This is a genomic window from Streptomyces sp. NPDC039609 (assembly GCF_055596705.1).
This window is the reverse complement of sequence record NZ_JBVIUJ010000002.1, coordinates 357,931-371,241: the sequence shown is the minus strand read 5'-3', so window position 1 is coordinate 371,241 and position 13,311 is coordinate 357,931. Positions and strand designations below refer to the sequence as shown.

The 13,311-nt window shown below is 74.2% G+C and carries 9 protein-coding genes; 8 read left to right on the top strand and 1 reads right to left on the bottom strand.

Features of this window, described 5'->3' with window-relative positions; all coding sequences use genetic code 11:
- Nucleotides 1-261: 261 nt before the first annotated feature.
- Nucleotides 262-1,245: an NADPH:quinone reductase gene (locus tag ACZ561_RS07115; RefSeq protein ID WP_470990630.1), complete on the bottom strand. Its 984-nt coding sequence runs from the start codon at nucleotides 1,243-1,245 to the stop codon at nucleotides 262-264.
- 100 nt (nucleotides 1,246-1,345) lie between these two features.
- On the opposite strand from ACZ561_RS07115, the gene ACZ561_RS07110 reads away from it, so the two are divergent.
- The 8 genes from ACZ561_RS07110 (at nucleotide 1,346) to ACZ561_RS07075 (ending at nucleotide 13,288) form a co-directional block, all read left to right on the top strand.
- Complete coding sequence (locus ACZ561_RS07110; protein WP_470990628.1) at nucleotides 1,346-1,798, top strand: GNAT family N-acetyltransferase; 453 nt, start codon at nucleotides 1,346-1,348, stop codon at nucleotides 1,796-1,798.
- A gap of 197 nt (nucleotides 1,799-1,995) precedes the next feature.
- Nucleotides 1,996-3,585, top strand: coding sequence for a class I adenylate-forming enzyme family protein (locus ACZ561_RS07105; protein ID WP_470990626.1), 1,590 nt, complete (start codon nucleotides 1,996-1,998; stop codon nucleotides 3,583-3,585).
- Nucleotides 3,582-5,603 carry an FAD/NAD(P)-binding protein gene (locus tag ACZ561_RS07100; protein WP_470990624.1) on the top strand — a complete coding sequence of 674 codons (2,022 nt, stop codon included), beginning with the start codon at nucleotides 3,582-3,584 and terminating at the stop codon, nucleotides 5,601-5,603. Before ACZ561_RS07105 ends, ACZ561_RS07100 begins: the two co-directional genes overlap by 4 nt.
- Before the next feature lie 43 nt (nucleotides 5,604-5,646).
- Nucleotides 5,647-7,281 (top strand): lyase family protein, encoded by a 1,635-nt coding sequence (locus ACZ561_RS07095; protein WP_470990622.1) that lies wholly within the window; start codon nucleotides 5,647-5,649, stop codon nucleotides 7,279-7,281.
- A gap of 104 nt (nucleotides 7,282-7,385) precedes the next feature.
- Nucleotides 7,386-8,738, top strand: a complete 1,353-nt coding sequence (locus ACZ561_RS07090; RefSeq protein ID WP_470991312.1) for an MFS transporter — start codon at nucleotides 7,386-7,388, stop codon at nucleotides 8,736-8,738.
- Nucleotides 8,731-10,863: a molybdopterin oxidoreductase family protein gene (locus ACZ561_RS07085; RefSeq protein WP_470990620.1), complete on the top strand. Its 2,133-nt coding sequence runs from the start codon at nucleotides 8,731-8,733 to the stop codon at nucleotides 10,861-10,863. Before ACZ561_RS07090 ends, ACZ561_RS07085 begins: the two co-directional genes overlap by 8 nt.
- Complete coding sequence (locus ACZ561_RS07080) at nucleotides 10,860-12,179, top strand: FAD-dependent oxidoreductase (protein ID WP_470990618.1); 1,320 nt, start codon at nucleotides 10,860-10,862, stop codon at nucleotides 12,177-12,179. The genes ACZ561_RS07085 and ACZ561_RS07080 overlap by 4 nt, the downstream gene beginning before the upstream one ends.
- On the top strand, nucleotides 12,176-13,288 hold the full coding sequence (locus ACZ561_RS07075; protein ID WP_470990616.1) for an NAD(P)/FAD-dependent oxidoreductase: 1,113 nt from the start codon (nucleotides 12,176-12,178) through the stop codon (nucleotides 13,286-13,288). Before ACZ561_RS07080 ends, ACZ561_RS07075 begins: the two co-directional genes overlap by 4 nt.
- The last annotated feature ends 23 nt before the right edge of the window (nucleotides 13,289-13,311 follow it).

Genomic DNA, 13,311 nt, shown 5'->3' with positions numbered 1-13,311 from the left:
GGACAGGGGCAGTGGTGTCGTGGGACCACCTTCCGCCCGGAGGTGGGCGGAAGGTGGTGTGGTCGACCACGGCAGGACGTCAGGGCGGCCCGGGCCGGACGGACCCACCGTCAGGAGCCGGACCGCGGCCGGGCGTCGGGGCGCTGCCGAGGACGTGTGACGGAGCGCTGGGTCGCGGGCACGTGTCCGGGCGCGGGCGGGTGACGACGCCGAGCCATGAGGACCCGCCCGCCCTCGTCGGGAACGGGCCTCGGCCCCGCCTCAGAACCCCGTCGTACGGAGCACCAGGCGGGTGCCGTGCGGGCCCGTCGTCTCGATGCGGCGGTGGACCTCGGCGGCCTCGCTCAGCGGGCGGACCTCCATCTCGCGCGGACAGAGGAGCCCGGCGGCGAGCAGGTGGTTGATCGCCTCCGCGGCCTCGGCCAGTTCGGCGGTGGTGGCGTGCGAGATGACGAAGCCCGCGATCGAGCCGTCCTTCATGTAGAGCTGCCCGGCAGGCAGGACGGGCCGGCTGCGGGCGCCCGCGAGGAGCACGATCCGGCCCCGGCGGGCCAGCAGGTCCACGCTGTGCGCGAGGTCGTTGGTGCCGGAGGCGTCGAGGTACGCGTCGACACCGTCCGGGGCCGCCTTGCGAATCAGCTCGTGCGCGCCGGGGTCGGTGTAGTCGAAGACCTCCGAGGCGCCGAGCGAGAAGACGTACGCCGCGTCCCGCTGCCGGGCGGTGGCGATCACCCGCGCCCCCGCCCACACGGCGAGGGCGACCATCGCGCTGCCGACGTTGCCGGCCGCTCCCGCGACCACCACCGTCTCCCCGGCCCGTACGCGGCCGTGCGTGAACAGTCCGAGGTACGCGGTGGCCGCTGGGTGGACCACGGCGACGGCGGTCTCCGGGTCGACGCCGGCCGGGAGCCGGTAGAGCCGGTCGGCGGCGACCACGGCCTTCTCGGCCGCCGCGCCCTGGCGCCCCTCGTGGCCCAGGCTGTTGCTCCACACCAGATCGCCGGTGGTGAATCCGGTGGCGCCCGCTCCGCTCTCCACGACCCGGCCGACGAGATCGCGGCCGATCACGAAGGGAAAGGGCAGCGGCGTGCTGAAGACTCCGGATCGGACGAATGTATCGACCGGATTGACGGTGGTGGCCAGGACATCGACCAGAACATCCGTGGGCCCGGGGCGTGGTTCGGCCACCTCTCCGTAATGAATCGCTTCCGGCGGTCCGAGCTCTTCGATGTAGGCAGCGCGCATACCCGGATACTGACAGGACTGTTCCGCGATTTCGCCCGCTCGTCCCATGATCTGTCAACTCGGCCGGATCGTGCGGCATTACGGTCCTAGTCTGACGTTCATGGAATTGACAATGACCGATCCCACTCCGGACGACCCCGCGTTCGGCACCGACGTCGGCTCCCTGATCCGGGCCCTGCGCCCCGGCCTGGACGCCGCCGGCTTCCTGGAGTTCGCGACAGCGGCGCACCGCCAGGGACTGGTCTTCACCGCCGCCCACGACACCACCGGCCGCTGCCTGGGCGTGGCCTCGCACCGCGTACTGGCCACCAGCCGGGGCCGCCTGCTCTTCGTCGACGACCTCGTCACCGATCCCGCCGCCCGCTCGGCCGGGGTGGGCGCGCGTCTTCTCGACGAACTGCGGGAGCGGGGCCGACGGGCCGGCTGCGTACGGATGGAACTCGACACGGGCACGGTCAACCACGGCGCACAACGCTTCTACCACGCACAGCGGATGAACATCGTGGCCCTCCACTTCGCGCAGGAGTTGGACACCGGACTTGACGTACCTTGATTGGCTTCGTTGACCATCTCCCAGGCGCTCAGCAGTATCCCCTTCCGAGAACGGCGAAATAGCTCCGTCCATTCTCCGTCCGCCCTTCTTCACCCGCGCATTCCTGCGGGAGCGGCCCGAATTCGCCTTGCCGACCTCTGCCGATCACTGCTGATCTCTGCCGAACTCGGCATTTCTACTGACGAAAGCCTGGGGACATGCTGCTGCAGCGCATTGGAAACCGTGGAATCCGGCTGGGCACGCTGTTCGAGCGAGCAGCGTCCCGGCATCCGGCGAACGTGGTGATCCTCGACCACGACCTCGACATCGCGCCCGACCTGGGGCGACGCACGACGGTCGCGGAGCTGGCCGACCTGATCGACGACTTCGCGTCCCGGCTGTGGGCGGCGAAGGTACGCCCCGGGGAGCGGGTCGTCGTATACAAGTCCGACGGCTTCGACATCACGCTGCTGTCCTGCGCCATCGCCCGTATCGGGGCCGTACCGGTGCTCCTGTCGCCGAAGCTGGACGGCGCGACCGCCACGGAGTTGGTGCGGCGCACGGACCGGCCGTTCCTGCTGACCGACGCGGCGAAGCTGGAGAAGGAACTGCCGCCGGAGGTCTTCGACCTTGCCGGGAAGGTGCTGCTGGCCTCCGGCAGCCACGAGGGCGCGACGGAGCTCGCCGGTCTCGCCGGCGTGGCGCGGGTTCCCGCCGTGACGATGCCGCCGGAACACCCGACCCTGATCACGCACACCTCGGGCACGACGGGCACCCCGAAGCTGGCCGTGCACACCGGCCGTACGCTGCAGGCCCGTTACCGACCGCAGATCTCCGCCGTCGCACCGCTGATCCGCGGCCGTGAGACGATCGCGATGCATGTGTCGTTCGTGCACTCGCGGCTCTTCACCGCGCTCGCGATCTCCCTCTTCCGGGGCTTCCCGATCATCGTGCTCGCCGACCCGGACGCCAAGCAGGCCGCCGACCTGTTCGCCCGGCTGAAGCCCGGCATCCTCGAGGCGCACCCCAACTCGTTCATGGAGTGGGAGGAGTTGGCGAGCGACCCGCGCGGGCCGCTGTCCAACGTGAAACTGTTCTCCTCCACCTTCGACGCGATCCACCCGCGGACGGTGCACACCCTGCTGCGGGCCACGAAGCGGCGCGCTCCGCTCTTCGGCCAGCTGTACGGACAGAGCGAGGTCGGCCCGGCCGTGGTCCGCGCCTTCACCCGGCGCCGCTCGCCCGACGACGACGGCCGCTGTGTCGGCCGCCCCTTCCCGGGCATGACGGACGTGCGGGTGGTGAGCCGCGACGGCAAGGAGCCCTCGGCGGACAACCCGGGCTACATCGAGGTGCGCAGCGACGGCCGGATCGTCACCTACCTCGGCGAGCAGGAGCGCTACGACCAGCAGGTGTCCGCGGACGGCTGGTGGCGGATGGGCGATGTCGGTTACCGCACCAGGTGGGGCTGTGTGCACCTGCTCGACCGGGAGGTCGACCTGATCGAGGGCTTCGGCTCCACGCTCGCCGCCGAGGACACGCTCTTCGGGAAGCTGCCGGAGCTGGCCGAGGTCATCATCATCCCCGGCGCCGACGGCCGGGCGGTCCCGGTGGTGTGCACCAAGGACGACCGTCCGCTGGACCCGGCGGCCTGGAAGGCCGCGGCGGCCACGCTCCCGCCGATGGCGGAGCCGGTCCAGTGGCAGCTCCGCGAGCTGCCGCAGACCGCCACGACCAAGATCAAGCGGCTCGAGCTGGCGAAGCTGCTCGCCGCCGGCGCCGCGTCGACCACCGGGGAGCACGCGTGAACGACACGCACGCGGAGTACTGCATCGTCGGCGCCGGACCGCGCGGCCTGTCGGTCCTGGAGCGGATCTGCGCCAATGAGCGGATCGCGCCCAGCCACCGGACCCTGACGCTCCATGTCGTCGACCCGGCCGCGCCGGGCGCCGGTGCGGTGTGGCGGACGGAGCAGTCGCGGCACCTGCTGATGAACACGGTCGCCTCGCAGGTGACCGTGTACACCGACGACAGCGCCCGGATCGAGGGCCCCGTCGAACCCGGCCCCAGCCTCTACGAGTGGGCGCGGGAACTCGCCGCGCTCGCCGCGCTCACCGACGACGGGGCACGCGCGGAGAGCGCGGGCGCCGAAGGATACGACGAGGCGACCCTGGAGGAGGCACGCCGCCTCGGCCCGGACTCGTACCCCTCACGGGCCTTCTACGGCCGGTATCTGCACGACTCGTTCCAGCGGGTGGTGGCCCGCGCGCCCGGTCACATCACGGTGCGCGTGCACCGTTCTCGGGCGGTCGCGATGGCCGACACCCATGGGGTGCCGGGCGGCCCACAGGGCGTGCGACTCGAGGACGGCACCCGGCTCAACCACCTCGACGGGGTCGTCCTCGCGCAGGGCCATGTGCCGGCCCGGCTGACGGCCCGCGAGGCCCGTACGGCGAGCCTGGCCCGGATCCACAACCTGCGCTACATCACGCCCGCCAACCCGGCGGACCTGGACCTGAGCGGGATCGAGCCGGGCCGGCACGTGCTGCTGCGCGGTCTCGGGCTCAACTTCTTCGACCACATGGCGCTGTTCACGGCCGGACGGGGCGGGGTCTTCGAGCGGCGCGACGGCCGTCTGGTGTACCGCGCGTCGGGGCGGGAGCCGAAGCTTTTCGCGTCCTCGCGGCGCGGGGTGCCGTACCACGCGCGCGGTGAGAACCAGAAGGGCGCGTACGGGCGGTATCTGCCGCAGCTGCTGACCCCGGAGTTCATCGCCCGGCTGCGGGCCCGGAACGCCGACGGCGAGCGGGTGAACTTCGCACAGGACCTGTGGCCGGTGATCTCGCGGGAGGTGGAGAGCGTCTATTACGGAACGCTCCTGGACTCCCTGGGGCGCGGCGCCGAGCGGGAGCGGTTCACCACCCGCTACCTGGCCACGGCCGAGGAGTCCGAGCGGGCGGCGCTGGTGTCCTCGTACGGCTTCGAGGAGCTCCGCCGCTGGGACTGGGAGAAGCTGTCGCGACCTTACGGGGAGCGGGAGTTCACCGGTCGGGACGACTTCCGGGCGTGGCTGCTCGGCCACCTGGAGCAGGACGTGGCGGAGGCACGGGCGGGCAATGTGGACGGCCCGCTGAAGGCGGCGCTCGACGTGCTGCGGGACCTGCGCAACGAGGTCCGGCTCGCCGTCGATCACGGCGGTCTGGAGGGCAACTCGCACCGGGACGACCTGGAGGGCTGGTACACACCGCTCAACGGCTTCCTGTCGATCGGCCCGCCCGTCTCCCGCATCGAGGAGATGATCGCGCTGATCGAGGCGGGTGTCCTGGAGGTCACAGGTCCTGGCACGCAGATCCGGCTCGACGCGGCGGCGCCGTCGTTCGTGGCCGCGTCGGACACGGTGCCGGGGCCGCCGGTACGGGCGACGGTGCTGATCGAGGCGCGGCTGCCGGAGCCGGACGTACGGCGCACGCAGGACCCGTTGCTGCTGCACCTGCTCGACACCGACCAGGCGGCGCCCTACCGGATCCCCGGTTCCTGCGGCACGAGTTACGAGACCGGGGGCCTGGCCGTCACCGAGCGGCCGTACCGGGTGGTGGACGGCCGTGGCCGGCCGCATCCGCGCCGGTTCGCGTACGGGGTGCCGACGGAGTCCGTGCACTGGGTGACCGCGGCCGGGATCCGGCCGGGCGTCGACTCGGTGACGCTCGGCGACTCGGACGCGATCGCGCGGGCCCTGTGCGGGCTGCCGCCGACGGCGCTCGTGCCGGCGGGGGTGCGGCCGATGACGCAGGAGGCCACGACGGAGTTCGCCGGGGTGATCGTGTGAGCGGGCGCCGGGGCGGGGCGACCGGGCGCGCCGGGGTGATCGTGTGACCCGGTCCTACGACGACGCCGGTCTCCTTTCGCCCGTGCGGGCCGGAACGCCCGTGGAGGCGGCGGTCGGAGACCGGGCGTGGCTGCAGGCCATGCTGGACGCGGAGGCCGCGCTGGTCCGGGCGCAGGCGCGGCTCGGCACGGTCCCGGAGTGGGCGGCGCGGGCCGTCTCCAACGCGGCGCGCGCGGAGCGCCTGGACGTCCGATCCCTGGCCCTCGCGGCCCGTGAGACCGCGAACCCGGTCGTCGGCCTGGTGCAGGCGCTCACACGGGTGGTCGCGGCGGATGACCCGGCTGCGGCGGAGTACGTCCACCGGGGCTCGACGAGCCAGGACATCTTCGACACCGGCGCGATGCTGGTGGCGGACCGGGCGCTGCGGCTGATCCGCGCGGACCTCTCCCGTACGGCGGCGGCGCTGGCCGCCCTCGCGGAACACCACCGCGACACGCTGATCGCCGGCCGCACCCTGGCCCTGCACGCGGTGCCGACCACCTTCGGCCTCAAGGCCGCGGGCTGGCGCACCCTGCTCCTCGCGGCCGACGACCGCCTGGCCCGCGTCCAGGAGACCCTCCCGGTCTCCCTGGGCGGAGCGGCGGGAACGCTGGCGGGGTACGTGGAGTACGCGCGGCTGGCGGCGGGCGATGGCCCGCGGGATGCGGCCGTGGCGGCGGGCGATGGCCCGACGGACGCGGCCGGGGCTGCGGGCGGTGGCGCCGACGCGGCGGGCCCGGTGCCGGGAGGCGGCCACGGCGGCCCGGCTGACCCCGCCGAGGCGGCGGCCGACGGTGCGCGCCCGGCGGACCGGATTCCGGGCGGCGGGGTCGGTGGGACCGGCGGGGCTGGTAGGACCGGCCCCGTGCCGGGCGGCCGCCCGCTCGGCGGGTTCGACGTCGGGGCGTACCACGATCGGCTCGTCGAGGCGTTCGCCGAGGAGACCGGGCTGGAGTCCGCGTTGGTGCCGTGGCACGCGCTGCGCGCCCCCGTCGCGGATCTGGCGTTCGCGCTCGCGTTCGCGACCGGCGCGCTCGGGAAGGTCGCGATCGATGTCCAGTCGCTCGCGCGGACCGAGGTCGGCGAGGTCGCCGAGCCGTCGGGCGGGGCAGGGCGCGGGGCGTCGTCGGCGATGCCGCACAAGCGCAATCCGGTACTGGCCACGCTCATCCGGTCGGCCGCGCTGCAGGTGCCCGCGCTCGCGGGCGCGTTGGCGCAGTGCCTCGTCGCCGAGGACGAGCGGTCGGCCGGGGTCTGGCACGCCGAGTGGCAGCTGCTGCGGGAGTGCCTGCGGCTGACCGGTGGCGCCGCGCACACGGCCGTCGAGCTGGTCGAGGGCCTGGAGGTGCGGGCGGAGCGGATGCGGGCCAACGTCGCGCTCACCGGCAGCCGGATCGTCTCCGAGCGGATCGCGGCCGTGCTCGCGCCCCGCCTCGGGAAGGCCGCCGCGAAGGAGCTGCTCACCTGGGCGTCGGTGACGGCGGACCGGGACGGGCGCCCGCTGCCGGAGGTCCTCGCGGACGCCCCGGAGCTCGCCGGCGTCATGGACCGTGCCGAGGTCGACGCGCTGTGCGACCCGGCGGCCTACACGGGCGCGGCGGGCCCGCTGGTGGACCGGGCCCTGAAGGGCGCGTCGTGAGCACCGGCGGCCCCCGGCCCGGGCTCGGGTCCGGGCCCGAGCCCGCGCCCACGTCGCGGCCGGAGCCCCCGTCCCCGTCCCGCCCCGGCCCCCGTTCCCGGTGGATCGAGGACTGGGACCCCGAGGACGTCCGGTTCTGGGAGGCCCGGGGCAAGCGGATCGCACGGCGGAACCTCGTGCTGTCCGTCGCCTCCGAGCACATCGGGTTCTCCGTCTGGAGCATGTGGTCGGTCCTCGTCCTCTTCATGTCGCCGCGCATCGGGCTGCCGTTCACCCCCGGTGAGAAGTTCCTCCTCGTCGTCACCCCCACCCTCGTCGGCGCGGTGCTGAGGCTCCCGTACAGCCATGCCGTCACCCGCTTCGGCGGCCGCAACTGGACCGTGTTCGCGACCGCCGTGCTGCTCGTCCCCGCCTCCGCCGCCGCGTACTTCGTGCAGCGGCCGGGCACGCCCCTGTGGGTGTTCCTCGTCATCGGCGCGCTCGGCGGCGTCGGTGGCGGCAACTTCGCCTCCTCGATGACGAACATCACCGCCTTCTTCCCGCAGCGCCACCAGGGCTGGGCCCTCGGTCTCAACGCGGGCGGCGGCAACCTCGGGGTCGCCGTCGTCCAGCTCCTCGGCCTGCTCGTGATCGCCACCGCCGGCGACACCCACCCCGCCTACGTCGCCGCGTTCTACCTCCCCCTGATCGTCGCCGTCGCACTCCTCGCCGCGCTGCGGATGGACAACCTGGCGCCGGTGCGGAGCGAGAAGGGCTCCCAGCGCGACGCCCTGCGCACCCCGCACACCTGGTGGATCTCGCTGCTCTACATCGGCACCTTCGGCTCGTTCATCGGGTACGGCTTCGCCTTCGGCCTGGTCCTGCAGACCCAGTTCGGCTCCAGCCCGCTCGAAGCGGCCTCGTACACGTTCCTCGGCCCGCTGCTCGGTTCCTTCGCCCGCCCGTTCGGCGGACGGCTCGCGGACCGCTGGGGCGGGGCGCTGGTGACCGCGTGGACGTTCGTGGCGATGGCGGCCGGGACCGGCGGGCTGCTCCTCGCCTCCGCGCAGGGGTCGTTCGGGCTGTTCGTGGGCGGCTTCACCGTCCTGTTCGTCCTCACCGGGATCGGCAACGGCTCCACGTACAAGATGATCCCGGCCGTCTTCGCCGAGCAGGCCGGCCGTGAGGTCACCGACGGCGGGGACGCCACGGCGGCGTTCGCCCGCGCCCGGCGCCTCTCGGGGGCCGTGATCGGCATCGCGGGGGCCGTCGGCGCGCTCGGCGGCGTCGCGGTGAACCTGGCCTTCCGGGGGGCGTACGGCTCCGAGGGCGGCAGCGGCGCCCCCGCGTTCCTCGCCTTCCTCGGCTTCTACGCGCTGTGCGTTGCGGTCACCTGGGTGGTCTATCTGCGCCCCGCCGCCGACACCCGCCGGCCGCTGGAGGCCCCGCCCGTACGCCGTGGAGTCACCCGTGTCTGACCTCGGTTCCGGCTCCCGCACCGTCCATACGCACTGTCCGTACTGCGCGTTGCAGTGCGGTACGAAGCTCAGTCGCGCCCTCGGCGAGGTGTCCGTCGCCCCGTCGGCCTTCCCGGTCAACCAGGGTGGTCTGTGCCAGAAGGGCTGGACCGCGCCGGACGTGCTGACCGTGGCCGACCGGCTTCGGGAGCCGCTGGTGCGCGGCGGGGACGGTCGGCTCGCCCCGGCCGGCTGGGACACCGCCCTCGATCTGGTCGCGGGGCGGCTGGGGGCGGTCCGGCGGGAGCACGGCCCGGACGCGGTCGGCGTCTTCGGCGGCGGTGGGCTCACCAATGAGAAGGCGTATCTGCTGGGCAAGTTCGCCCGGCTCGCGCTGCGCACCAGCCGGATCGACTACAACGGCCGTTTCTGCATGTCCTCGGCCGCCGCCGCCTCCAACGCCGCCTTCGGCGTCGACCGGGGCCTGCCCTTCCCGGTCACCGATCTCGGGCGGGCCGACGTGGTGCTGCTCGCCGGGGCGAACCCGGCCGAGACGATGCCGCCGCTGATGCGCCATCTGGACCGGGCCGCGCTGATCGTCCTCGACCCGCGCCGTACCCCGACCGCCGAGCGGGCCGCGCTGCATCTGCGGCCGGCCCCCGGCACCGATCTCGCCCTGGCGCTCGGTCTGTTGCAGCTGGCGGTGCTCGACGGTCGGCTCGACCACGCCTTCGTGCGGGAGCGGACGAACGGCTTCGAGGCGGCCTGGCAGCGGGCGCTGCCCTGGACGCCGGAGCGGACCGAGCGGGTGACCGGGGTGCCCGTCGCGGACCAGCGGGAGGCGGTACGGCTGCTCGCCGACGCCCGGCGGGCCTACGTCCTGACGGGGCGGGGCGCCGAACAGCACAGCAAGGGCGCCGACACGGTCTCCGCGTTCGTCAATCTGGCGCTGGCGCTGGGCCTCCCGGGCCGGGAGGGCAGCGGCTACGGCTGTCTGACCGGCCAGGGCAACGGACAGGGCGGGCGTGAACTGGGCCAGAAGGCGGACCAGCTGCCCGGCTACCGGATGATCACCGACCCGGCGGCGCGTGAGCATGTGGCCGGGGTGTGGGGCGTGGACGCGCCCTCCCTTCCCGGACCTGGGCCCAGCGCGTACGAACTCCTCGACTCGCTGGGGACCTCCCACGGTCCGCGCGCCCTGCTCGTGTTCGGCTCGAACCCGGTGGTGTCCGCCCCGCACGCCGGGCATGTCGCCGAGCGGCTCGCCGCGCTCGACCTGCTGGTGGTGGCGGACTTCGTCCCCTCCGAGACCGCGCGGATGGCGGACGTCGTCCTGCCGGTGACCCAATGGGCCGAGGAGGAGGGCACGTTGACGAATCTGGAGGGGCGGGTGCTGCGCCGGCGGGCGCTGCTCGATCCGCCGCCGGGGGTACGGAGCGACCTGGAGGTGCTGCGCGGGCTCGCCGTACGGCTCGGGGAGCCGGCCGAGCGCTATCCGGCCAGGCCGCGAGAGGTCTTCGAGGAGCTGCGTCGTGCGACGGAGGGCGGCCGGGCGGACTACTCCGGGGTGAGCTACGAACGGCTCGACGCGGGCGAGGCGCTGCACTGGCCGTGCCCGGCGGTGCCGTCGGGACCCGCGCATCCGGGCACGCCCCGGCTCTTCCTGGACGGTTTCGCGCATCCGGACGGGCGGGCCCGCTTCCTGCCGGTCGAGCACCGCGATTCCGCCGAACTGCCGGACACCGAATGGCCCTTGTACGCGACGACGGGCCGGGTTCTGGCCCACTACCAGTCCGGGGCGCAGACCCGGCGGGTACGGCGTCTCAACGAGGCGGAGCCGGAACCGTACGTGGAGATCCACCCCGACACGGCCCGGCGGGCGGGCGTCGAGGCGGGCGCGCTCGCCCGGGTGGTGTCGGCCCGGGGCTCGGTGGTGGCGCGGGTGCGTCTGGTGGAGAGCCTGCGGACGGACACGGTGTTCCTGCCGTTCCACTTCCCGGGCGAGGGGCGGGCGAACCTGCTCACCGGCGGGGCGCTCGACCCGCGCAGCGGGATGCCGGAGTTCAAGGTGAGCGCGGTACGGGTCGAGCCGGTACGCACTCCGCCTGCCACGGCGGACGTCGTGCACGCTCCGGTGACCGCGTGAACGGGCGGATCCTGGTCGTCGGCAACGGCCTCGCCGCGCACCGGCTGACCGCCCGCCTCGCGGCGCTCGGTCACGACGGCCCGGTCACCGTCCTGGGCGACGAGCCGCACCCCGCGTACCAGCGCACCCTGCTCGGTGCGGTCCTGGCCGGCAGCCTGCCGCCGGGCGCTCTGACGCTGCCGCCGCCACCGGCGGGGGTACGGGTGCGGACGGGTCTGCGGGCCCTCGCGATCGACCGGGAGCAGCGGACCGTACGGTGCGCCGACGGGACGCGCCTCGGCTACGACACGCTGGTCCTGGCCACCGGGTCCCGGCCGGCCGGCGATGTGCACACCCTCACCGACTGCACCCGCCCGGTGCGCGGCAAGGTGGCCGTGGTGGGCGGCGGCGTCCTCGGCGTGGAGACGGCGACGGCGCTGCGCAGGCGCGGCCACCGCGTGGTCCTGGCCCACCCCGGCCCGTACCCGATGCACCACCGACTCGACGAGGTCTCCGGCCAGTTGGTCGCGGCGCGGCTCGAGTCGTGGGGGATCGAGCTGCGGCTGGGCGCGTACGTCCCGTCGGACGACACGCTCGGCGCCGACACCGTCCTGCGGTGCACCGGCACCGCTCCGGAGACCGCGCTGGCCGAGCGGGCCGGTCTGGCGGTCCGGCGCGGCGTCGTCGTCGACGACCGGCTGCGTACGAGCGACCCCTCGATCCGGGCGATCGGTGCGTGCACGGACACCCCGGACCTCGTGGGCGCCGTGGACCTCTCGGGCACGCTGGCCCAGGCGGAAACCCTGGCCACGCTCCTGACGGGCGGCGACGCCTCGTACACCCCCGCTCCCCCGGTCGTCCGGCCACGGGTCCCGGGCCTGGACATCGTGTGCCTGGGCCCGCGCGGCCGGGCGGAGAGCGACGAGGTCGTGACGTTCTCCGACCCCGCCCGGGGGCGGTACGCGCGGATCGAGATCACGGAACGGAAGGTGGTGCGGGCCGTGCTGGTCGGAATGCCCGAAGGGATCGCGGCCGTCAGCCAGTTGTACGACCGGGGACGCCCCGTGCCCGGCGACCGGCTCGCTCTCCTGCTCGGCCTCGGGGCCGGGGCGGCTGCCGGGGGCGCGGGAGCCGATCCCACCACCCTGGCCGACGACGCCGTGCTCTGCCACTGCAACAACGTCAGCAAGGGGGCCGTCGTACGGGCCTGGCAGGACGGCGCACGGGACGTCGGGGCGGTCGCCGCGGCGACCCGGGCCACCACCGGCTGCGGCGGCTGTGCCGACGCGGTCCGCGCGGTGTGCGCCGCGCTCCGCGTCCCGGAGGGCGTCGCATGAGCCGTCGGACGCTGGTCGTCGCCGGGTACGGGCCCGTCGGGCACCGGCTCGTCACGGAGCTGCGCACCCTGGACCGGACCGACGGATGGCGGGTGGTCGTCCTCGGGGAGGAGCCGCGCGGGGCGTACGACCGGGTCGCGCTCTCCTCCCTCGTCTCCGGTCCGACGCCCGCGGATCTCGCGCTGCCCTCCCCCGACTCCCTGGTGGACGTGCGTCTTTCGACGACCGTGACCGGGATCGACCGGGAGCGGCGGACCGTGCGGTGCGCCGACGGGACGCGCCTCGGCTACGACGCGCTGGTCCTGGCCACCGGGTCCCGGCCGTTCGTACCGCCCGTCCCGGGTCACGACCGGCCGCACTGCTTCACGTACCGGACGGTCGAGGACATCGACGCGATCCGCGGTGCCGCGCGCCCCGGCCGCACCGGTGTCGTCATCGGCGGCGGGCTGCTCGGTCTGGAGGCCGCCGACGCGCTGCGGCACCTCGGGATGCGCCCGCATGTGGTGGAGGCCGCCCCGCGCCTGATGCCGCTCCAGGTGGACGCGGGCGGCGGCCGGCTCCTCGGCACGCTGGTGCGGGACCTCGGTGTCGAGGTGCACTGCGGGGTGACGACCGTGTCCGTGGAGCCGGACCGGGTGCGGCTCGCGGACGGTATGGAGATCGAGGCCGACGTCGTCGTCTTCTCGGCCGGGATCCGGCCCCGTGACGAACTCGCCACGGGGGCGGATCTGGCGGTCGGCGAACGCGGCGGGTTCCTCGTCGACGACCGGCTGCGGACCGCGGACGAGCGGATCTGGGCGGTCGGCGAGTGCGCCGCCGTCGAGGGCCGCTGCCACGGGCTCGTCGCCCCCGGCCTGCGGATGGCCGCTTCGGTGGCCCGACAGCTCCTCGGCCTCGACCACACGCCGTTCACGGACACCGGCCAACCGACGCGGCTCAAGCTGCTGGGCATCGGGGTCTCGGGCTTCGGCGACATCCACGCCCGTACCGAGGGCGCGATCGAGTTCAGCGAGGCCGACCGGGCCGGCGGCCGCTACCGGAAGCTGGTCCTGGCGCCCGACGGACGGACCCTGCTCGGCCGGGTCGAGGTCGGCGCGGCACGCCCCTGAAATCCCCGGGCCGGTGGATTCCT